This window comes from Rhizobium sp. K33, assembly GCF_056501445.1.
In genome coordinates this window covers 2,222,762-2,242,232 of sequence record NZ_CP096478.1, presented here as the reverse complement: position 1 = coordinate 2,242,232, position 19,471 = coordinate 2,222,762, and the positions used below count along the sequence as shown (strand labels likewise).

The window sequence follows — 19,471 nt, the reverse complement described above, 5'->3', positions numbered from 1 at the left end:
GTGGCTTTGGGTCTTTTTGCATTTTCAGCGCCTTGACGATGGTTGCGGAGGTAATGCGCGACGAAAAAATTGGCGCTTGTGGACATCTCCCAAAAAGCCAATCGGCAGAGTCGCTTATGGGGTGATGCAAAGGCGATTCTGAAAGCGCCATCCACAGGCCGCTGGCCCAAATATGACGAGGGGGGCTGGTGCTGGCTCGTCACGATTATACACTGATTTTCAACGATGATTCTGAGCGGGGGCCGCGTAAGTTTCGGACAGGGTGCGTGTTCTACCCTGGGGTCCTTCGGAATCGTTTTCAGTAGTTTCCGGTTCAGGTGTCCGAGTGGTCCGGCGGTTTGCCGGGCGCCCGTAATCATTCCGGTCAAGAAGGTGATGCATGAGCCTCATGGAAATCGAAGTCGAACGCCAATCCAACCCGGTCGACATGATCGAGTTCGTTGCGGCGACCAATGACTGGTCGTTCGAGCGTTCGGGTGAAGACGAAATCGCAATGACGGTCGAGGGCCGATGGGCCGACTATCATGTGTCCTTCTCCTGGATGGAGGAATTCGAGGCGCTGCATCTCGCTTCGGCCTTCGATCTCAAGATCCCAGAAAACCGCCTGAACGAGGTCATCAAGCTTCTCTCCTACGTGAACGGTCAGGTCCTGATGGGCCATTTCGATCTGTGGCGGAACGAGGATGTCGTGATCTTCCGTCAGTCGCTGCTGCTCGCCGGCGGTGCCGAGCCGACCAATCGCCAGGTCGAAGTGCTTCTTTCTTCTGCTGTCGATGCCTGCGAAGCCTATTACCAGGCCTTTCAGTTCGTCGTGTGGTCCGGCATGGACGCCAAGAGCGCCATGGATGCGGTCCTGTTCGAGACGGTCGGAGAAGCCTGAGCATGACGCATGCCGCATTCGGACAGATCGTCCTCGTCGGAGCCGGAAACATGGGCGGCGCGATGCTGGCCGGCTGGTTGAAGAGTGGCGTGCCGGGAGCTTCGGTGACGGTGCTCGATCCCGGACCCTCCGACAAGATGATGGCGGCCATCGCCGAGGCCGGCGCCCGCCATTCGGTCACGCCGCCGGAAGGCCTCGTTGCCGATATTCTCTTCCTCGCCTTGAAGCCGCAGGTCATGGACGCGGTGCTTCCCGGTTTGAAATCGCTTGTCGGTCCTGAGACAACCGTCGTTTCGGTCGCAGCCGGCAAGACCATCGCTTCGATGGAAGGGCATCTTGGTCAGGCCGCCATGGTGCGCGCCATGCCGAATACGCCTGCCATGGTTGGTCGTGGCGTTACCGGCGCATTTGCAAATTCTGCCGTTTCCGACAGTCAACGTGAGATCGTTCACCGCCTGCTCCAGGTCTCCGGACCCGTCGAGTGGGTGGCGAGCGAAGCCGACATCAATGCCGTGACCGCCCTTTCGGGCAGCGGTCCGGCCTATGTGTTCTATCTCGTCGAGTGCATGGCAGAGGCAGGCCGCAAATCGGGCCTGCCGGCGGACCTCGCCATGCGTCTCGCGCGGGAAACGGTCGCGGGGGCTGGTGAATTGTTGCACCAGTCCCCCGACCCGGCATCTACCCTGCGCAAGAACGTGACCTCGCCGGGCGGCACGACGGCGGCCGCGCTGTCGGTGCTGATGGCGGAGGATGCGATGCAGCCGCTCTTCGATCAGGCGATCGAGGCGGCGCGCAAACGGGCCGAGGAACTGGCCCAGTGAGCGGCGGCGAAATCACCTTTGCCGATTTCGAGAAAGTCGACATCCGTGTCGGCACGATCATCGAGGTCGAAACCTTTCCGGAAGCCCGCAAGCCGGCCTTCAAGCTGAAGATCGACTTCGGGCCCGATATCGGGATCAAGAAATCCTCCGCCCAGATTACGGTTCACTACACGCCGGAGAGGCTTGTCGGTCGGCAGGTGCTGGGCGTGGTGAACTTTCCGCCGCGCCAGATCGGGCCGTTTCGCTCCGAGGTGCTGACCCTCGGTTTCGAGGACGCCAATGGCGCGATTGTGCTGGCGGCGGTGGAGAAGCCGGTGCCGAACGGCAAGAAGCTGATGTGATCCAAGGGATCTTCGGGGCCCTTCTTCTTTTCGAGGCTTGCGCTAGACCGGCACACGAATGGTCGCCCGCAGACCGCCCAGCGGGCTGTCTTCCAGGGTGACGTTTCCGCCGTGGCTGCGGGCAATGTCGCGCGCAATCGCAAGGCCCAAGCCGGTGCCGGATGCGTCGAGATTGCGGGCCTCGTCCAGCCGGTAGAAGGGCTTGAAGACGTCGTCGCGCGACTCCTTCGGGATGCCCGGGCCATCGTCATCGAAGGTGATCACCAGCCATTTGGCGCCATGGCGGACATCGACGTCGAGCCGATGGGCATAGCGCCGCGCATTCGAGGCGAGGTTTGTCACTAGGCGCGTGAAGGCATTCGGCCGGACGGAGACGAGCGGATCCCCGTCGAGCGTCCAGTTGAGGGTGCGGTCATGCAGGGTGAAATCCACTTTGACCCGCTCCAGAAGGTCTGCGAGATCGAGCTTGCCGACATCTTCCTCGACCTCACCCTTGGCGAAGTCGAGATAGCCTTCCAGCATGCTCTGCATGTCGTCGACGTCCTGATTGAGGCTGTCGATTTCCGGTCCGTCACCGGCAAGGGCGAGCTGGAGCCGGAAGCGCGTCAGGATGGTGCGCAGGTCGTGGCTGACGCCCGCCAGCATCGCCGTCCTCTGCTCGATCTGCCGCTCGATGCGCTCGCGCATCAGAATGAAGGCGAGGCCGGCGCGGCGGACTTCGTCGGCACCGCGCGGCGAAAAGCCTTCCGGCGGACGCTGGCCCTTGCCGAAACTTTCTGCAGCATTGGCGAGAGCGAGGATCGGGCGGATCTGGCCGCGCAGGAAGAGGATCGAGATGACGATCAGGACGAGGGCGGTGGAAACCATCCAGACCAGGAAGATGTGCGTGTTGGAGGCGTAGGCCGCGTTGCGGGGAGCAAATATCCTGAGGGTCTGGTCACCAACCACGATACGGACTTCGACGAGGCGGGATTCGCCAACGGCATCGATCCAGAAGGGACGACGGATCCGCGTGGCGATCTCGTCCGAGAGGATCTGATCGAGGATGGAGAAGAAGGGACGGGGGCGGGGTCTCGGCAGCTCGGTACCGGGCTCCAGCGAGACGATCAGGTTCAGCTGGTTGGCCGCGATGTCGACGATGTTGGCGAAGTCTTCCTCGGCCGGATAGCGCTCCAGGAGTTCGATGACGGCGGCGATGTCGCGGGTGACGGCTTCCGACAGGCGCTCGGTGACCAGCTGCCAGTGGCGCTCCATGAAGACAAAGGCGACGACCGTCTGCAGGATCAGCATCGGCAGGAGGATGATGAGCAGCGAGCGCGCGTAAAGGCCCGTCGGCAGGCGATGGCGCAGCCAGCGCGACAACCCCTTCAGCCCGGTGGCCGGACTGCGGTCCTGATCCCGGCGGATCTGATCGAACAGCGTCATGTCATCTTCCTCGACGCATGCTGCGCCGTTGCCGAAGCTTTCAGTCCATGCTCAGACGATAGCCGATGCCGCGCACGGTCTGAAGCCACACGGGATTGGCCGGATCGTCCTCGATCTTGCGCCGCAAACGATTGATCTGAACGTCGATGGTGCGCTCTCCGACCTCGGCGTCGTTACCGACGAGTTCGTGACGTGGGATCGTATCGCCGGCGCGGGTGGCGAAGAGATACATGATGTCCTGTTCGCGGTCGGTGAGGCGGATCACTTCGGCGCCCTTGCGCAGCTCCTTGCGCAGGACGGAGAAGGTGTAGGGGCCGAACATGACCTGCTCGATCTTCGGCGCGTCCGGGTTCATGTTGCGCTTCAGGATGTTGTTGATCCTGAGCACCAGTTCGCGCGGGTCGAAGGGTTTCGCGAGATAATCATCGGCGCCGGCTTCGAGGCCTGCGATACGGCTGTCGGCTTCCGAGCGCGCCGTCAGCAAGATGATCGGCACACGCTTCTCGTCGGATAGACTCTGGGTGAGCGACAGCCCTGATTCACCCGGCATCATCACGTCGAGGACGAGGAGGTCGAAGCTGAGGCCCTCCAGCTTGCGGCGCGCTTCGGCAGCGTCGGCCGCGACCGTGACGCGGAAACCCTTTTCCGTCAGGAAGCGGTGCAGGAGGTCGCGGATGCGCGTGTCGTCATCGACCACGAGGAGGTGCGGGGCGTCATCGGTGAGTTCGATCTTCTTCGACACGTCAGTCCACTCCATCCGTCTCAAGGGGCTGCGCCACGGTCTGCTTCTGCATGCCTTCCAGGAAACGTCGCACCGTTGCGCGCTCGTCCGATGTCATGCCGTCCATGGCATGCGCGATCCGGCGGGACTGCGGTTCGGAGAGGGCAAGCGACAGCTCCCGGCCGGCGAGCGTGGGATAGAGGCGGCGCTGGCGGCGATCGGCGGGGCCGGCCATCTGCCGGATATAGCCGCTGTCGATCAATTCCTTCAAAACGCGGGCGAGGCTCTGCTTGGTGATCTGCAGGATCGAGAGGAGATCGGCGACCGTCATGCCGGGGCGTCGGCTGACAAAATGCACGACCCGATGATGGGCGCGGCCATAGCCGAGCTTGGCGAGGATGGCGTCGGGATCGGATACGAAATCACGATAGGCGAAGAATAGGCTTTCGATGGTTTCGAAATCGATCGACTTGTCATCGACCACCGGCAGGTCCGGCAAGGTCTTCTTGGCAGTCTTCGTCGCAGACTGTCGGGCCACGCTCGTCATTCCTTTCCTCCGGCGCAAGCGAGCGTCTCATCTGCCGCCGCCGGTTCCTTCACTCATCGCTGAGGGCCAATGCTTCCCCCAAGGGCGGTCCGCTCTGCGGGCTGCCGTTGATCCTCGCCTCAGTGGCGGGACATGCCGGCAAAACTATGCGCAAGTGTAGCAAATTTCCAACAAATTTACGCAGATCGCACAGGTTAGGCGGTCATGAGGAAACCTCTTTCCGGGATCGTCGTTACCTCACCGATGATCAAACACAAGCCCCGGACAAGCCGCTTCGGTGAGGCTCGCCGAAGGAGAGAGGATTCGTGCCATGTCGGACCGCAATAGCGCTGCACAGATTTCTGAACCATCCAGCCTGCGCCCTGTCGCCATCCTGGTGTTTACCGCCAAGGTGATGGTCGCGAGCTTTCTCGTCGCCCAGGCCTCGCTGCTGCCGGCATCGCCGGTCTCGCAGGTCTACGGTCTCTCCCGCTGACATCTTCCAACATCGGCCTTCGACTTTCCTCTGCCAGCCGCGCCGTGTTAAGGCGCTGGTCGTGAACGACAGAAGGAAGCCAGCCGATGGGCCAGATACAAGCGGGCATCATTCCCGTTACCCCGTTCCAGCAGAATTGCACGATCCTGTTCGATGACGAGACGCGCGAAGGCGTGATTGTCGATCCGGGCGGCGACGTCGACGTCATCCTGCAGGTGATTGCGGAGAACAAGCTGACGCTGAAGGCGATCTGGCTGACCCATGGTCATCTCGATCATGCGGGTGGCGCGGCCGAGCTTAAGGAAAAGATGGGTCTTACGATCATCGGGCCGCACAAGGACGATCTGCCGCTTCTGCAAAGGATCGAGACACAGGCTGCAAGCTACGGCATCAGCGGTTTGCGCAGCGTCGAGCCCGACCAGTGGCTGGAAGACGGCGACAAGGTCAGTTTCGGTGACCACATTTTCGAAGTCTATCACTGCCCGGGCCATGCGCCGGGTCACGTCATCTATTTCCATCGCGGCCAGAAGTTCGCCCATCTCGGCGACGTCCTGTTTGCCGGCTCGGTCGGACGCACCGACCTGCCGGGGGGCGATCATCAGACCCTGATGAATTCGATCCGCGACAAGGTGCTGCCGCTGGGGGATGATGTCGGCTTCATCTGCGGTCACGGACCCGGTAGCCGGATCGGTGACGAGCGCCGGAGCAATCCCTTCATCCACGGTCTCTGAACAGAAAAGCGCCGAGGAACCGGCGCTTCTTTTTCAGGTCTTGCAGTCTCGATCAGCCCGCGGTGCAGAAATGGGTGCGGCCGTCGTAACCGACGAAGGTGCCGGTGCGCGGATTGAAGCTGCGATAGCGCTCAGCGCAGTAGTCATACCAGGCGCCGGTCCAGGGCTCGATGCCGTAGGACTGAACCACGGGGCGGGGCTGCTGGTAGACCGGGCGCGGACGATAAGTGTGGCGCGGGGGCGGCGGCGGGTAGTCGTCCACGTAATAGCCGGGCTCGTCGTAGACCGAAACCGGACGATCGACGTAGACGCGGCGCTGCGGCGGCGGGCTCGCGAGTGCGGAACCGACGATGACGCCGGTCGCAAGCCCGATCACGCCGAGCGCCAGGGCGTCGTCACCACGGTGGTGATGGCGATAGTAGCGGTCGCCCGCTTCAGCCTGCGTTGCTGCGGCCATCGGCGTCAGGGTGACTGCTGCCGCGAGAAGAGCGTGTTGCGCGAATTTCATCATGACGTCGTTCCTCGACCTTGCCGAATTCAGGAGCCGGTGCTGGCGGTTCGGGCCACCGGCGATGATGGCAATCTACGAGGCCGTGCCTGAACGCAGGCTGAACGAAAAAACCCGGCATGAATGCCGGGCCGCAATTCGTAGAAATCCGATTGATATCAGCCGGAGATCTGCAGGTTTACGGCCTTAGGGCCCTTGCCACGGCGATCGGGTTCGGTGTCGAAGCTGACCTTCTGGTTTTCGGTCAGACCCGACAGGCCCGATGCCTGAACAGCGGAGATGTGGACGAAGATGTCCGCGCCGCCATTGTCGGGCTTGATGAAGCCAAAGCCCTTGTCGGTATTGAAGAATTTTACAGTGCCAGTCTCGGCCATGCGTCAGGTCCTTTTCTCTCTGCCCGTATTCGGCGGGGCAGCATTGCAATGTACCCGCAAGCGGGTGAGCGACAGGCATTTGTCGAAATTGGAGGAAAGGGGCCCTGTTACCGCAGACTAACTCCAGACGATGTTACCATCCCCTCAAGTCTGACTGCCCGGGGTTGTTATAGCGTCCCCGGCGCGCACTACTTTATAGGTCTTCCCATGCTCGCAAAATTGCCCGAACACCGGAAGAGTGCTTGGTTTGTCGGAAATTGGCAAGCGAAAGTTTTAACACTCTCGGAGGCGAGAGTCCTTTGTTTTCAGTGCGAGCAGCCTGATTCGCACCCGGCGCAAGGTCTCTCGGCGCCATTTTGGCGAAAATTTGCATCGCTTGCGATGGAGATTGGGTGAATTGCCGCTGTCTACACGGAAAATTGCGGATGAAAATTTTTCGTGTTGGGCCGCGCGATTATCTGCCCGATAGCCACGTGGCCTCAGTCTTTACCCCTCAAAAAGCGCAGGGTCCGCGTCAACTGCAGGCGTCGGTTCGGTGCTTCAGCTCTCGCCGCCTCGCGTGATGCGCAGCAACTGCCCGTCTTCCTCATCGGTCACGAGCAGGATCGATCCGTCAGGCGCGACCTTCACGTCCCGGATGCGGCCATACTCACCCTGCAGCATTCGCTCCTCTGTTCCGATGGTCCCGTCTTCGCCACGCTCGATACGCGCGACGAGTTGATACTTCAGGGCTGCGACGAGGAAATCACCATCCCATTCGGGGAACATGGCGCCGCGGTAGATGGCCAGAGCTCCCGGTGCGATCGATGGATCCCAGTAGTGGAGGGGTTGTTCATAGCCATCGGCGGTCTGGCCGATGCCGATCTCGGCGCCGGAATAGTGCTTGCCATAGGAGATGACCGGCCAGCCGTAATTGGCGCCGGCTTCGGGCGCGTTGATCTCGTCACCGCCGCGGGCACCATGTTCGACCGTGAAGAGCTGGTTGTCGACAGGGTCGATCGCGATGCCCTGGGGATTGCGGTGACCGCTCGACCAGACCTCCGGCAGTGGCTGGCCTTGAGGGTTTTTCGCTGACGGCGTGCCGTCGGTATTGATGCGCATGATCTTGCCCGCGTGATCAGCCGGGTCCTGCGCCCGGTCGCCATCACCCCGGTCGCCGATGCCGAAGAAGAGGCTGCCGTCGGCGGCGATCGCGATACGCGAACCGAAATGCTGACCGGCCGCTGTCAGCTTGTTCATGAGAAAGATCCGCTTGACGTCTTCCAGGCGTCGTTCGTTCTGGCTGAGGCGTGCGGAGAAGACAGCGGTGCCTTGTCCGCCCTGGCCGGGCACTGCTGCGGTGAAATAGAGCCGGCGCGTCTCGGCGAAATCAGGTGCGAGCGCGATGTCGAGCAGACCGCCCTGGCCGACGGCTGCAATGCGGGGCAGGCCGCCCAGGGGACGTCTGACCTCGCCCTCGCGAATGATGCGCATGCGCCCGGGGCGCTCCGTGACGATATAGCCGCCATCGGGCAAGACCTCGACCGACCAGGGGTGTTCGAGACCCTCGGCGATGGTGGTGACATTCAGCGTGACGTCACCAGCGCGGTGTTCGTCCGTCTGTTGTGCTGAGACCGGCCAGGCGAGCGATAGCGCGAGGAGGGGCGTGGTGACCCATGCAGTCTTGATCGACAGGTTCGGCATCGGCTTTCCTCGCTCCATCACGTTGTCCGCGCTCAAAAATGGGAGCGGATGCGTCGGCGGCAAGGCGAAGCGGGGCAAGACGGCGCTTCTTGACGAAATTTTGTAGAAGCGCCGTCGTTCTTCAGCTGTCGAAGCTGACCGCCTTCAGCTTGTCGATGCCGAGCGCCTGCAGCGCGAGCTTCTCGTAAAAGGGCTCGGACTTGCCGAGTTTGACCTTGTAGAGGAAGTATTTTTCGAAGCCGATCTTGGCGGCGTGGACCCATTTGCCCTGAGACGACCAGTTGACATTGCGCGGCGGCAGTTGCGGCTGGGCCACGAAGGCAATTCCGCCATCGCCGAAGTCGGCGAGGCAGACGGCATTCCAGGTGCCCTGGGCATTGGCTTCTTCACCGGCGATCAGATTGGCGATGTTGTGGGCGGTAGCGGTCACCATGGATTCAATCATGAAGCCTGTCTTGGGGACGCCGACCGGGACCGGCGTCTTGCCCATGGGCGGGATCGCAACGCAGACGCCGACGGAGAAGATATTGGGGAATGTCGGGTTCTGCTGGTGCTTGTCGACGATGACGAAACCGCGCGGGTTGGTCAGGCCCTCGATCCCCTTGATGGCCTCGACGCCTCGAAAAGCGGGCAGCATCATGGTGTAGGCGGAGGGGATGTCGTGAGTTGTCTTGACGCTACCGTCTTCGTTGACCTCTTCGGCGACGACCTTGTCTACTTCGAAGCGGTTCACGCGGGCATTGGTCACCCACTTGATATGCTTGGAGCGGAGCGCACTTTCGAGCAGGCCCTTGGTGTCGCCGACACCGTCTAGTCCCAGATGGCCGATATAGGGTTCCGACGTGACGAAGGTCATCGGGACGCGGTCGCGGATCCTCGCATCGCGAAGAGCCTTGTCGAGGATGAAGGCGAATTCATAGGCCGGCCCGAAGCAGGAGGCGCCCTGGACGGCACCGATCACCACGGGGCCAGGATTGGCGACGAGCCTGTCGAAGGCTTCCTTCGCTGCGAGCGCATGATCTATGTGGCAAACGGACTGCGTGTGGTGATGCGGGCCGAAACCTTCAATTTCGTCGAAGGCGAGATCGGGACCCGTGGCGATGACGAGGTAGTCGTAGTCAAGGGAACTGCCATCGGTCATCTCGACCCGGTTTTCACCCGGATGTACGCGTGTGGCGCCCTGGCTGTGCAGGGTGACGTTTCGTTTGGCGCAGGCGGGTCTCAGATCGACCTCGATCTCTTCGCGTCCTCGCCAGCCGACGGCCACCCAGGGATTGGACGGCACGAAGGAGTAGGTCGCTCCCTTGCTCAGGAGATGGATCTCGACGTCGCGGCCGAGGCGGTCTCTCAATTCATAGGCCATGATCGTGCCGCCAAGACCGGCACCCAGGACTGCAATGCGTTTCATAACGGTTCCTCCCATCATCTGGGAGCCATTATCTACGAAAATACGTAGATATCAACTATACTATTTTATAGGTCGTCATGCGGTCGCGCGCGCTGCACGACTTCCTGCCAATTGCGCCTCCACAGCGCGAGGCCGCCGACGGCCATGACCGTGAAGCAGACGAAGAGAAGGATGATCAAAAGATGGCGTTCGCTCTGCGGCAGCGGGAAGTTCTGCACCTGTGCGGTCGTTGCGTCGACGATCCGCGCGGGGGAGGCAGGCACGATGCTCGAGGTCGTCAGCTGATCCGCCTGAGCCAGTGGGGTGACCGTGCTGGCCTGTACGGTTTGCGGAGCAGAGGACGAGGCGGCACCGGGGCTGCCCAACATGAAGAGCGCCAAAGCGACGCCGCTGACCGCGCCCATCCATGCGAGCGAGCGGTTCCGACGGGAAGGAGGCGGAAAATCATCAAAATCATAATCCACTTGAGTCACCCAGGTCTTTTTGACGGCACCGCATGAAACCCTGCGATCGCGTCCGCAGAGCGACGAAAATGTGGCAGTGCTTGTGCTCAATTGTGATTTCGACGGTAGGCCGTAATTATCGCCTTCCGCCGCATTGGTATGGTGACGCAAAACTCTCGAATAAACGGTGCTTTCTGCTTGAAAGGCGGGGCCTCTTTCGCCATAGAGCTTGGACCTGAGGCCCCCCGGAGCGGGGTCGATGTTCAATCAGCTCAGGACCTGCACAATGGCTTTCCTTGCCGACGCCCTTTCCCGCATCAAGCCTTCCGCGACCATTGCCGTCACGCAGATGGCCCGGGAGCTCAAAGCGCAGGGGAAAGACGTCATTTCGCTCTCCGTCGGCGAACCCGATTTCGACACGCCGCAGAATATCAAGGATGCAGCCGTTGCCGCGATTGCCCGTGGCGAGACGAAGTACACGCCCGTTGCCGGCATTCCAGAGCTGCGCAAGGCGATCGCCGACAAGTTCAAGCGCGAGAACGGGCTCGACTACAAGCCGGAGCAGGTGATCGTCGGAACCGGCGGAAAGCAGATTCTTTTCAACGCCTTCATGGCGACGATCAATCCGGGAGATGAAGTTGTCATTCCGGCCCCGTTCTGGGTGTCCTATCCGGAAATGATCGCGCTCTGCGGCGGCACGCCGGTCTTCGTCGAAACCACGATCGAGAACAATTTCAAGCTGACGGCCGAGCAGCTGGACAAGGCGATCACTCCGAAGACCAAGTGGTTCATGTTCAACTCGCCGTCCAACCCGTCGGGTGCCGCCTACAGCAAGGAAGAGCTGAAGGCGCTGACCGACGTGCTCTTGAAGCATCCGCATGTCTGGGTTCTGACCGACGACATGTATGAGCATCTCGTGTTCGGCGATTTCGTTTATTACACGCCGGCCCAGGTCGAGCCCGCGCTTTATGAGCGCACGCTGACCATGAACGGCGTGTCCAAGGCTTATGCGATGACCGGCTGGCGTATCGGCTATGCCGCCGGCCCGCTGCCGCTGATCAAGGCCATGGACATGATCCAGGGCCAGCAGACCTCGGGCGCCTGCTCGGTTGCCCAGTGGGCCGCTGTCGAGGCGCTGAACGGCCCGCAGGACTTCATCACGGAATCGAAGAAGGCCTTCGAAGAGCGCCGCGACCTCGTGGTCTCGATGCTCAACCAGGCTTCCGGCATTGTCTGCCCAAAGCCGGAAGGTGCCTTCTACGTCTATCCCTCCTGCGCTGCCCTGATCGGCAAGACCGCCCCGTCGGGCAAGGTGATCGAGACGGACGAAGACTTCGTCATGGAGCTGCTGGCCACCGAAGGTGTGGCGACCGTTCACGGCTCGTCCTTCGGCCTCGGCCCGAACTTCCGCGTGTCCTATGCGACGTCCAACGCCAAGCTGGAAGAGGCCTGCAGCCGTATCCAGCGCTTCTGCGCCTCGCTGAAGTAAGCGGGGATACATCGCAGTTTTAGGGAAGGGCTCGCTGCAAGGCGGGCCCTTTTCGCATCTTCGGCTTTGTTGAGACCGATGCGCCACCGTGTTATCTTTCCTTCCATGAAGACTGTCAGTCTGCAGGAAGCCACACGCGATCTGGAAGCGCTCGCTGACGCCGTCGAGCGGGGCGAAGTCGTGACCGTGACCCGCGACGGCAAGCCGGTTCTGGATCTGGTGCCGCATGCGGGGGCGGGCGAGGGAGAGAAGCAGAAGAAGGGTGGGATCGACTGGGAGGCTGGCGAGGCATATCTACGCTCGCGCGGCATCGTTCGCGGGCCGGGGTTCATCGCCGATGATTTCGATGATCCTCTTCCGGAGGACTTTCTTCTAAGGCCCTTGCCCTGAGATGCGCTTGCTGCTCGACACGCATTACGTGATCGCTGCGGCTGATGGCGCGGTGAATCCTAGGTTTTCTGAAATCAGGTCCATTTTGGACAACGCGCCAGGAAGCCACGTCTACAGTGTCGCAAGCCTGTGGGAGATTGCTATCAAGATGCGGCTTGGTAAGCTCAGCCCTCGGCTGCCCTTGCTCGACATACCGCTGTTTCTTGAAGCGAGTGGTTTAGGCTTGCTTGGGATTAAAGTCTCCCACGTCTTACACACTCTCGATCCGGAGCCACCCACGCGGGACCCGTTCGACCGACTTCTGCTCGCGCAATGTCATGTGGAAGGGCTGAAGCTCGTCACGGTGGATCGTGCCCTGGTCGATCATCCCCTGGCATTCCGCCCCTGACTGAACGAGCCAGGGGCGGGATGTGGTGATCAAGCCTTGGTCAGCTTGATGATCGTCGAATTGCCGCCGCCGCGCTGCTCGGTGACGGCGTAGACTGCGCCATCGGGGCCGACCTTCACGTCGCGGATGCGTGCGTCGAGGTCTATGCGCTCCTCGAACTTGACGCGGTCGTTTTCCATGTGAAGGACGACGACGCCCTGGCTGACCAGACCGCCGACGAGGAAGGCGCCCTGCCATTCAGGGATGGCATCGGCGTGGTAATAGGCCATGCCGGAGGGTGCAATCACCGGGTCCCAGTAATAGACGGGCTGCTCCGTGTCCGCCATCTGGGTGATGCCGTCGCCGACTTCCTCGCCGCTATATTCGACACCATAGGTGACTTCCGGCCAGCCATAGTTCTTGCCCGCCTGCGGCAAGTTCAACTCGTCACCGCCCTTGGGGCCATGTTCGACCGTCCATAGACGGCCCTGGCCGTCGATGGTGGCGGACTGAAGATTGCGGTGGCCGAGCGACCAGATCTCCGGTTGGGCACCGTCTTCACCGGCGAACGGGTTGCCTTCCAGGGCTTCGCCCGTCTGGCTGATGCGGAAGATCTTGCCAAGGCCGCTCTGCAGGTCCTGTGCCTGAACGCGCGGTTCGGCGTCGGAGCGCTCGCCGACGGTCACGTAAAGCTCGCCTTCCGGGCCGAAGGCGAGGCGGGAGCCGAAGTGCTTGTTGCCGTCATAGGTCGGCATCTGCCGGAAGATCACGCTGACGTCTTCGAGGGAGCCGCCGCCCTGATCGTCGGTGACGAGGCGTGCGCTGGCAACGGATGTGCCGTTGCCGTCGTCACGCGGCTCGGCGAAGGAGAAGAAGATCCGGCCGGAGTTCTCGTAATCGGGCGCGAGCGCCACGTCCAGAAGACCACCCTGGCCGTTGCTGAAGACTTCGGGGACATTGGCGATCTCGGGGCCTGCTTCACCATCCGTGCCGATGATATGCATGGCGCCCTGCTTGGCCGTGACCAGCATGCGGCCATCGGGCAGGAACTCCATCGACCAGAGATGCGGCAGGCCTTCTGCCACGACCTCTGTCTTGATCTCCACGGGTTCGGCCGGCTGCGGCGCCCGGGTCTGGCCTGCAAAGGCCGGCTCCTGGTTGGGCGCATTGGGGGCCTGCGTCTCTACCGGGTTGCCGGCGTCCTGAGCGAAGGCGGGCAGGCCGGCGAGCGTGACGCTCAGCATGGTGCCGGCGAGAATGTGGGGCAAACGGTTCATCAATTCCTCCTGGTCTGATGGTTGGACCCGATCAACGCGTGATGTGGTTCAAAGCTCCCGCATCGGCAGTGTCTGCGCGATCAAGAATGCTTTATCCGTCAGTGAGGAGGGGGACGTTCTAAGCTGAAGAGCGGGCCAATAAGCCCGCTCCTCTTCGTTCATTCTCAAGCCGGTGACTTCACCCAGCTCCCCAGATAGGGCGTGTTGGCGAAGATCTTTTCGCGGTCGCGCCACAGAGCCGGCACTGCAAGGAGGCCGAGAGCGGCGATGGTGATGATGGTCTTGGTCAGCTGCGACAGTTCCGGCGTGCGGGCGTCGAGATAGTAGACCATGTAGACGATCAGCACGTGCCAGACATAGATCTGCAGCGAATGGCGGCCCAGCAGCTGCAGGAAGTTCAGCGTGAAGAGGCTGGTGAGGGTCGAGGCGATCTTCTGAATGACAGGGCTTTCATGCCGTGGACCGGCAATCAGGATCCAGGCGAGGCCATAGGCGACAGCCGCGAAGTTGATCAGGTAGACCGGACCGAAATCGGCACGGACTTCCATCAGACCGAATTTCTCCAGCACGAAGCCCGGCATGAAGCCATGGGCGGTTGCGACGCGCAGCGGCAGGAAGAAGAGGGTGATGGCGAGGGCTGTCCAGGCAAGCGTCGTGCGCTTCGGGTCGAAGACCTTCTGCCACTCGATCTTCTTCATTGAGGTGAGAGTGCCGGCGATGATGCCTGAGAAGAAGACGATCTGCCAGCCCAGCAGATTGAAGGAGACGCGTAGGCCCTCCTGATCCGGAGCGCCGGCGAGCCAGGAATCGACGGGATACGTGATGATACGGTGCAGACCGAGCTGGGCTGCGAGCCAGATCAGCAGCGAGCCGATCGCAACTCCCAGCCACTGGCCGCGCAGGCAGAGCCAGATGACGACCGGGGCAAAGACCATGTAGGCGATGTATTGCGGCAGGATATCCATGAATGTCGGCTGGACAAGGAAGGTCGCGACGGGTGCGAGCGAGCTCGGATCGAGCAGGCTGACGTCGCCCAGCCAGTTCTTCCAGCCGGCCACGGCGCCCGGCAGGATGAGCTGCAGCACCAGGACCACCAGAACGATGGCCATGGCATAGCGGTAGAGTTCCAGCGCGCGCGACCAGATGCGGTCACGGCCAACGGCATAGCCGTCCTTCATCATCTTGCGGCTGTAGACCATGCCCGTCAGCAGGCCGGAAAGGAAGACGAAGCCTTGCGCGTCCTCGACGAAGGCGAGGTTGCGGTGGTTGATTTCAACGAGCCAAAGGCCCCCCGTGAACACCAGGTGGTTGATCAGCATGAAGACGAGGAAATAGCCTCGCATGCCGTCGATCACATCTAATCTCTTCACGTTCGACTCCCGAGTTGGCCCCCCGGTGACCCGCGGCGGCGATCATCATCCGCATCATGTTGAGAATGCGGCGGGAGGCCCAATGGGGGCCGATCCGTGCGGGAGGAACGGAGGTTTTCCTCAAAAGTTCCGCGACCCCATGCTCACGGCTGCGTGCGTCAATGTCGCAGGGGGCCGCGAATCGCGATCGCCTAGAGACCGAGAAAGGCGAGCATGATGAAGGTGGCGAAGAGCACGAAATGGGTCATGCCTTCGATGGCATTTGTCTCTCCATCGTTCAGATTGATCGCGGCGGCGACCAGGGTGATGGCAACCATGGTCGTCTGGACCGGGGTCATCGCCATGACGAAGGGCTGGCCCGTATAAAGCGCGATCGCCTCCATGACCGGCACGGTCAGAATGACCGTCGACAAGGATGCGCCCATGGCAATGTTGACCACGGCCTGCATGCGGTTTCTGAGCGCTGCCCGCAAGGCGGTCAGGATTTCCGGCGCCGCAGAAATGCTGGCGACCAGGATGGCGGTCAAGGCCACCGGGGCACCCGTTCCTTCAAGCCCTGCGTCCATCAACACCGACATGACCTCGGCCAGCACGCCGATGAGCACGACGCCGAAGAGAATGACGCCGATCGAGAAGAGTGTGGAATCTTTTCCATGCTTCTCGGCCTTCTCCCGCGGCTCAGTCGTCGGCGCAGATTGCGGTGCCGTTTGTGCGGGCTGGTCCGGCAAGCGGGTGGGATAGCTGTAGGAGAAGAAGTAGCTGTGCGTGCCCACCTGCATGCGCAGGAAAAGGGCGTAAAGGGCGATCATCGCTCCGATCGTGAAGACGGAGTAGTAGCGCCAGCGGTCGTGCGGGATGAATTCCGGCACGATCATCGAGATCCCCATGGCGGTCAGGATCATCACGCCATAGGTCTTCCCACTGTCGTCGTTATAGGGCTGTTCGCCATGCTTAAGTCCGCCGAGCAGGGCCGCAAGACCGAGGATGCCGTTGATATCGAGCATGACGGCCGAATAGATCGTATCCCGCACCAGGGTGGGGGAAGCGCCGTTGTTCATCATGATCGCGAGGATCAGCACCTCGACCGCGACTGCCGAGAGCGTCAGGATCATGGTGCCATAGGGATCGCCGACCTTGTGGGCGAGGATTTCGGCGTGATGGGCAACGCGCATGGAGCCGACGACAATGGCCGCGATCAGGCCGGCGGCCCCGATCAGCGAGGCGATCTGTCCAGCCTCCAGGACCATGTGTTCCAGGCCGAGGGCCAGGATGGCTGCAATGATCGGAATGAGAAGAAGTCTCTCCTGCCTGATGCGCGACACCTGCTTCTCCCTGTCCTGACCAGATTTTCGTAACGGCAGGGAGGGCAATGCTGTTCCATCGCAAACCGTGCAGGTTTGCACCCCGCCGCTTTTGATGGAATACTCGCAGCAGCCTAGGAGGAGAAGGCCATGGTGAAGATCATCTACGAGATTGTTCCTCATGATGGCGGTTGGGCCTATCGGCTCGGCGGCGTCTATTCGGAGGCGTTCCCGACCCATGACCAGGCCCTAGAAGCCGCTCGTATCGTGATGCAGGAGCAGCAGGTCGGCGACGAGCCGGTGACCATCAGCTATCAGGACGAAAGCGGCCGCTGGCGCGAGGAGTATAGCGACGGCGGCGATCGGCCGGAGGTCGAGATCATCGACAGCTTCGCGGATGATGACAGGCCCCAAGCCTGAGGTCGGCAAAAAACTCAATCCGCAGAGTCGGTTGTCGGTACATCCTCATGTTCTGATTCCAGCGTGTCGCGCTGCGGTCTTGTCGCCGAGGGAAGCCGCACCCATTCGCTCAGGCCAGTCACCAGGGCATCAAAGGTTGCGCGAAAGCGTGGGACGGTTTTCAAGGTCTCGTGGAAGACGACGAAGGTCTCGAGCGCGATATCCAGCGAGCCGGGAAGGACTTCGATCAGATCCGGGGCGCGTGCTGCGAAGGCATGCTGACACATTCCGATGCCGAGGCCAGAGCGGATGGCGGCGAGCTGCACCAGATTGCTGTCGGCGCGAAAATCAAAGCCGATGCCTTTGAGATCGGGCCGGCGCTTCAAGATCTCCCTGATATAGGGAAGTTGCCGGTCGAAGCCGATCAGCCGGTGGTCGGCCAATTCTCCCAGGGAGCCAGGCGTGCCGTGGCGGGCGAGGTAGCTGCGGTGGGCGTGGAAGCCGAGGGTGATTTTCCCGGTGCGTCGGCTGACCAGCGCAGACTGGCTCGGCGCTACCATGCGGATCGCGATGTCGGCCTCCTGCTGGAGGAGGTCCTCGACGGCGTCCGAGGCGGAGAGTTCGATCTCAAGCCCCGGGTGTTCTTCCTGCAGCCTCGCCAGGATGGACGGCAGGACCTCGACCGCAATCACCTCACTGGCGCTGATCCGCACGGTGCCACGCACATCTTCCATGTCGCCCGAGGCAATGCGTTCAAGCGCTGCCGACATCGCGGACATGCTCCGCGCATGTCCTTTCATCGCGAGTGCCTTCTCGGTTGGAAGCAGCCCCTGTGGCGTGCGCAGGAAAAGCGGTGCGCCAAAGGCCCGCTCCAGTGCTTCCACATGCCGGCCGGCCGTCGGCTGCGTCAGGCCGAGGTCGCGAGCCGCTGCGGAAAGAGAGCCCGTTTCGAGGACGGCAAGAAAGGTTCTGTAGTGGTCCCAGCTGATCTGATCGATGGTCATACATTTATGTATATCAATTCTGCACCTTCTGGCAATTCTGCATGTCGGAGGTTCGTGGGAAGCTGTTTCCAGTTCAAAGATTGGAGACGAGCATGACAGACATTTCGCAGACCTCGTTACAACCACCCCTCGCGCTGGTTCTGGGTGCCACCGGCGGCGTGGGCGGCGCGCTCGCCAAAGCTTTGCTCAAGCGCGGCTACCGCGTGCGGGCCATGCACCGCCGCCCTAAGCAGCAGTCATCCGCGCATCCCGTGTATGAATGGGTGGGTGGTGATGCCATGTGCGCCGCGGACGTTCTTGCTGCTGCTCAAGGCGCAAGTGTCATCGTGCATGGCGTCAATCCGCCCGGTTACCAGAACTGGGGCGAGCTCGTGCTGCCGATGATCGACAACACGATCGCCGCTGCAAAAGCCGTCGGTGCGCGCATCCTGATGCCGGGCACGATCTACAATTTCGGCCCTAAGACTTTCCCGCTGCTTTCGGAGGACAGCCCGCAGCGGCCGCAGACGGTCAAGGGGCGGATCCGTGTCGAACTCGAGCACCGGCTGGAGCGAGCCGCCGACGAGGGTGTGCCCGTCATTGTCCTGAGGGCAGGGGACTTTTTCGGGCCCGAAGCCGGCAACAACTGGTTCGCCCAGGCCATGGTGCAACCCGGCAAGCCGGTGCGTTTCGTCCTCAATCCCGGGCGACGGGGCGTCGGTCATGCCTGGGCCTATCTGCCCGATGTGGCCGAGACCTTCATGCGCCTGCTCGACGCTGAGCACGCCTTGCCACTCTTTGCGCGCTTTCACATGAACGGCTTCTTCGACCATGACGGCGTCCGGATGGCTGAGGCCATCGGTCGGGCGGTCGGACGCCCCGAGATCTTCACGGTCGGCTTTCCCTGGACGCTTGCCGGTCTTGCGCGACCCTTCGTGCCGTTTCTCAAGGAGTTGCATGAGATGCGCTATCTGTGGCGGGAGACCATCCGGCTCGACAATAGCCGCCTCGTGGCGTTTCTCGGGGAGGAGCCGAATACCCCGATCGATATTGCGGTACAGACGACACTGAGAAGCCTTGGCTGCCTGTCGGGCCATTCGGTAGAGGCTCGTGAACCCGTTCAGCTTTCGCGAGGAGTCAGCCGATGAACAATACTGTGGTTGCCACAAGAGGCTGGCTGGTCCTGTTCAGAGGACTGGTGTGGCTCATCATCAGCGGTATCGCGCTGCAGTTTTTCCTGGCGGGTCTGACCGTTTTCGGCGGGGGTGCGGGCTGGGAGGCGCATGCGGCCACCGGCGGAGCGCTTGCGCTGCCGATCCTGCTCGCCTTCGCCATCTCATTCCGGGGGCCGCTTCTGCCGTATCGCCGGCTCGCGTCCTTGTTGCTTGTGGGCTATCTGCTGCAGGTGATGCTGGCGGCTCTTGGAGATGGGCTGCCCTTGCTCGGGGCTCTGCATCCGGTCAACGGCCTTGCCATGGCCGCCGTGGCATTCCTGCTCGCAAGCCGGCTCGCTCGCGCCTGGGGGTGAGTTGCGAGGC

23 protein-coding genes are annotated in these 19,471 nt (G+C 61.9%); 11 read left to right on the top strand and 12 right to left on the bottom strand.

The features are described from left to right. Positions 1-379: 379 nt before the first annotated feature. From M1E12_RS11055 to M1E12_RS11045, 3 genes are read left to right on the top strand one after another with little or no spacing between them, the layout of a single operon-like run. A complete protein-coding gene (locus tag M1E12_RS11055) occupies positions 380-880 on the top strand; it encodes a type III secretion system chaperone family protein (RefSeq protein WP_006725585.1) in 501 nt (166 codons plus the stop codon). 2 nt (positions 881-882) lie between these two features. Further along, on the top strand, positions 883-1,701 hold the full coding sequence (proC, locus tag M1E12_RS11050) for a pyrroline-5-carboxylate reductase (RefSeq protein WP_479564746.1): 819 nt from the start codon (positions 883-885) through the stop codon (positions 1,699-1,701). After that, the gene (locus M1E12_RS11045) at positions 1,698-2,042 is read left to right on the top strand and encodes a tRNA-binding protein (RefSeq protein ID WP_479564745.1); all 345 of its coding nucleotides are present in this window, start codon (positions 1,698-1,700) and stop codon (positions 2,040-2,042) included. The genes proC and M1E12_RS11045 overlap by 4 nt, the downstream gene beginning before the upstream one ends. Before the next feature lie 42 nt (positions 2,043-2,084). Here M1E12_RS11045 and M1E12_RS11040 read toward each other — a convergent pair whose 3' ends face one another. Genes M1E12_RS11040 through M1E12_RS11030 form a run of 3 tightly spaced genes read right to left on the bottom strand, consistent with a single transcriptional unit; the run spans position 2,085 to position 4,735 of the window. Continuing rightward, positions 2,085-3,467 carry an ATP-binding protein gene (locus tag M1E12_RS11040; protein WP_113458757.1) on the bottom strand — a complete coding sequence of 461 codons (1,383 nt, stop codon included), beginning with the start codon at positions 3,465-3,467 and terminating at the stop codon, positions 2,085-2,087. Positions 3,468-3,507: 40 nt separating this feature from the next. Further along, positions 3,508-4,224, bottom strand: coding sequence for a response regulator (locus tag M1E12_RS11035; RefSeq protein WP_113458758.1), 717 nt, complete (start codon positions 4,222-4,224; stop codon positions 3,508-3,510). Next, complete coding sequence (locus tag M1E12_RS11030; protein ID WP_310242109.1) at positions 4,211-4,735, bottom strand: MarR family winged helix-turn-helix transcriptional regulator; 525 nt, start codon at positions 4,733-4,735, stop codon at positions 4,211-4,213. Before M1E12_RS11030 ends, M1E12_RS11035 begins: the two co-directional genes overlap by 14 nt. A gap of 310 nt (positions 4,736-5,045) precedes the next feature. Here M1E12_RS11030 and M1E12_RS11025 point away from each other — a divergent pair, with 310 nt between their 5' ends. Both M1E12_RS11025 and M1E12_RS11020 read left to right on the top strand, forming a co-directional pair. Then, positions 5,046-5,210, top strand: coding sequence for a hypothetical protein (locus tag M1E12_RS11025; RefSeq protein ID WP_167494964.1), 165 nt, complete (start codon positions 5,046-5,048; stop codon positions 5,208-5,210). Positions 5,211-5,296: 86 nt separating this feature from the next. Further along, positions 5,297-5,941: an MBL fold metallo-hydrolase gene (locus tag M1E12_RS11020; RefSeq protein ID WP_479564744.1), complete on the top strand. Its 645-nt coding sequence runs from the start codon at positions 5,297-5,299 to the stop codon at positions 5,939-5,941. 52 nt (positions 5,942-5,993) lie between these two features. Here M1E12_RS11020 and M1E12_RS11015 read toward each other — a convergent pair whose 3' ends face one another. The 5 genes from M1E12_RS11015 to M1E12_RS10995 all read right to left on the bottom strand — a co-directional run bounded on the left by M1E12_RS11015 (position 5,994) and on the right by M1E12_RS10995 (position 10,624). Next, positions 5,994-6,452: a BA14K family protein gene (locus tag M1E12_RS11015; protein ID WP_113458761.1), complete on the bottom strand. Its 459-nt coding sequence runs from the start codon at positions 6,450-6,452 to the stop codon at positions 5,994-5,996. A gap of 155 nt (positions 6,453-6,607) precedes the next feature. Next, positions 6,608-6,823, bottom strand: coding sequence for a cold-shock protein (locus M1E12_RS11010; RefSeq protein ID WP_006725577.1), 216 nt, complete (start codon positions 6,821-6,823; stop codon positions 6,608-6,610). A 540-nt stretch (positions 6,824-7,363) separates the two neighbouring features. Continuing rightward, positions 7,364-8,506, bottom strand: coding sequence for a PQQ-dependent sugar dehydrogenase (locus tag M1E12_RS11005; RefSeq protein WP_479564743.1), 1,143 nt, complete (start codon positions 8,504-8,506; stop codon positions 7,364-7,366). Between the two features lie 121 nt (positions 8,507-8,627). Next, positions 8,628-9,914: an NAD(P)/FAD-dependent oxidoreductase gene (locus M1E12_RS11000; RefSeq protein ID WP_479564742.1), complete on the bottom strand. Its 1,287-nt coding sequence runs from the start codon at positions 9,912-9,914 to the stop codon at positions 8,628-8,630. Positions 9,915-9,979: 65 nt separating this feature from the next. Then, complete coding sequence (locus M1E12_RS10995) at positions 9,980-10,624, bottom strand: hypothetical protein (RefSeq protein ID WP_479564741.1); 645 nt, start codon at positions 10,622-10,624, stop codon at positions 9,980-9,982. Between the two features lie 19 nt (positions 10,625-10,643). Here M1E12_RS10995 and M1E12_RS10990 point away from each other — a divergent pair, with 19 nt between their 5' ends. The 3 genes from M1E12_RS10990 to M1E12_RS10980 all read left to right on the top strand — a co-directional run bounded on the left by M1E12_RS10990 (position 10,644) and on the right by M1E12_RS10980 (position 12,624). Then, positions 10,644-11,846, top strand: a complete 1,203-nt coding sequence (locus M1E12_RS10990; RefSeq protein ID WP_479564740.1) for a pyridoxal phosphate-dependent aminotransferase — start codon at positions 10,644-10,646, stop codon at positions 11,844-11,846. Between the two features lie 105 nt (positions 11,847-11,951). Then, entirely contained in the window at positions 11,952-12,236 is a 285-nt protein-coding gene (locus tag M1E12_RS10985; RefSeq protein ID WP_479564739.1) for a type II toxin-antitoxin system Phd/YefM family antitoxin, read from the top strand. A gap of 1 nt (position 12,237) precedes the next feature. Continuing rightward, the gene (locus tag M1E12_RS10980) at positions 12,238-12,624 is read left to right on the top strand and encodes a type II toxin-antitoxin system VapC family toxin (RefSeq protein ID WP_479564738.1); all 387 of its coding nucleotides are present in this window, start codon (positions 12,238-12,240) and stop codon (positions 12,622-12,624) included. Positions 12,625-12,653: 29 nt separating this feature from the next. On the opposite strand, the gene M1E12_RS10975 is transcribed toward M1E12_RS10980, so the two are convergent. The 3 genes from M1E12_RS10975 to M1E12_RS10965 form a co-directional block, all read right to left on the bottom strand. Next, entirely contained in the window at positions 12,654-13,880 is a 1,227-nt protein-coding gene (locus M1E12_RS10975) for a PQQ-dependent sugar dehydrogenase (RefSeq protein ID WP_479564737.1), read from the bottom strand. Between the two features lie 164 nt (positions 13,881-14,044). Then, the gene (locus tag M1E12_RS10970; protein WP_479564736.1) at positions 14,045-15,250 is read right to left on the bottom strand and encodes an OpgC family protein; all 1,206 of its coding nucleotides are present in this window, start codon (positions 15,248-15,250) and stop codon (positions 14,045-14,047) included. A 191-nt stretch (positions 15,251-15,441) separates the two neighbouring features. Then, positions 15,442-16,572: a calcium:cation antiporter gene (locus M1E12_RS10965; protein WP_479564735.1), complete on the bottom strand. Its 1,131-nt coding sequence runs from the start codon at positions 16,570-16,572 to the stop codon at positions 15,442-15,444. 129 nt (positions 16,573-16,701) lie between these two features. On the opposite strand from M1E12_RS10965, the gene M1E12_RS10960 reads away from it, so the two are divergent. After that, positions 16,702-16,971: a DUF2188 domain-containing protein gene (locus M1E12_RS10960; protein WP_113458770.1), complete on the top strand. Its 270-nt coding sequence runs from the start codon at positions 16,702-16,704 to the stop codon at positions 16,969-16,971. A 14-nt stretch (positions 16,972-16,985) separates the two neighbouring features. Here M1E12_RS10960 and M1E12_RS10955 read toward each other — a convergent pair whose 3' ends face one another. Further along, a complete protein-coding gene (locus M1E12_RS10955) occupies positions 16,986-17,954 on the bottom strand; it encodes a LysR family transcriptional regulator (protein WP_479564734.1) in 969 nt (322 codons plus the stop codon). Positions 17,955-18,046: 92 nt separating this feature from the next. On the opposite strand from M1E12_RS10955, the gene M1E12_RS10950 reads away from it, so the two are divergent. Together M1E12_RS10950 and M1E12_RS10945 are read left to right on the top strand one after the other, a co-directional pair. Further along, positions 18,047-19,081: an NAD(P)H-binding protein gene (locus tag M1E12_RS10950; protein ID WP_479564733.1), complete on the top strand. Its 1,035-nt coding sequence runs from the start codon at positions 18,047-18,049 to the stop codon at positions 19,079-19,081. Further along, positions 19,078-19,461, top strand: coding sequence for a DUF6220 domain-containing protein (locus tag M1E12_RS10945; protein ID WP_310242130.1), 384 nt, complete (start codon positions 19,078-19,080; stop codon positions 19,459-19,461). Before M1E12_RS10950 ends, M1E12_RS10945 begins: the two co-directional genes overlap by 4 nt. Positions 19,462-19,471: the final 10 nt, after the last annotated feature.

Coding starts and splice junctions, on each gene's coding strand:
- M1E12_RS11015 (WP_113458761.1), bottom strand. CDS start 6,452: ATGATGAAATTCGCGCAACACGCTCTTCTCGCGGCAGCAGTCACCCTG.
- M1E12_RS11005 (WP_479564743.1), bottom strand. CDS start 8,506: ATGCCGAACCTGTCGATCAAGACTGCATGGGTCACCACGCCCCTCCTC.
- M1E12_RS10960 (WP_113458770.1), top strand. CDS start 16,702: ATGGTGAAGATCATCTACGAGATTGTTCCTCATGATGGCGGTTGGGCC.
- M1E12_RS11000 (WP_479564742.1), bottom strand. CDS start 9,914: ATGAAACGCATTGCAGTCCTGGGTGCCGGTCTTGGCGGCACGATCATG.
- M1E12_RS10945 (WP_310242130.1), top strand. CDS start 19,078: ATGAACAATACTGTGGTTGCCACAAGAGGCTGGCTGGTCCTGTTCAGA.
- M1E12_RS11010 (WP_006725577.1), bottom strand. CDS start 6,823: ATGGCCGAGACTGGCACTGTAAAATTCTTCAATACCGACAAGGGCTTT.
- M1E12_RS10985 (WP_479564739.1), top strand. CDS start 11,952: ATGAAGACTGTCAGTCTGCAGGAAGCCACACGCGATCTGGAAGCGCTC.
- M1E12_RS10990 (WP_479564740.1), top strand. CDS start 10,644: ATGGCTTTCCTTGCCGACGCCCTTTCCCGCATCAAGCCTTCCGCGACC.
- M1E12_RS10980 (WP_479564738.1), top strand. CDS start 12,238: ATGCGCTTGCTGCTCGACACGCATTACGTGATCGCTGCGGCTGATGGC.
- M1E12_RS11030 (WP_310242109.1), bottom strand. CDS start 4,735: ATGACGAGCGTGGCCCGACAGTCTGCGACGAAGACTGCCAAGAAGACC.
- M1E12_RS11025 (WP_167494964.1), top strand. CDS start 5,046: ATGTCGGACCGCAATAGCGCTGCACAGATTTCTGAACCATCCAGCCTG.
- M1E12_RS10955 (WP_479564734.1), bottom strand. CDS start 17,954: ATGACCATCGATCAGATCAGCTGGGACCACTACAGAACCTTTCTTGCC.
- M1E12_RS11055 (WP_006725585.1), top strand. CDS start 380: ATGAGCCTCATGGAAATCGAAGTCGAACGCCAATCCAACCCGGTCGAC.
- M1E12_RS11040 (WP_113458757.1), bottom strand. CDS start 3,467: ATGACGCTGTTCGATCAGATCCGCCGGGATCAGGACCGCAGTCCGGCC.
- M1E12_RS11020 (WP_479564744.1), top strand. CDS start 5,297: ATGGGCCAGATACAAGCGGGCATCATTCCCGTTACCCCGTTCCAGCAG.
- M1E12_RS10975 (WP_479564737.1), bottom strand. CDS start 13,880: ATGAACCGTTTGCCCCACATTCTCGCCGGCACCATGCTGAGCGTCACG.
- proC (WP_479564746.1), top strand. CDS start 883: ATGACGCATGCCGCATTCGGACAGATCGTCCTCGTCGGAGCCGGAAAC.
- M1E12_RS10950 (WP_479564733.1), top strand. CDS start 18,047: ATGACAGACATTTCGCAGACCTCGTTACAACCACCCCTCGCGCTGGTT.
- M1E12_RS11035 (WP_113458758.1), bottom strand. CDS start 4,224: ATGGAGTGGACTGACGTGTCGAAGAAGATCGAACTCACCGATGACGCC.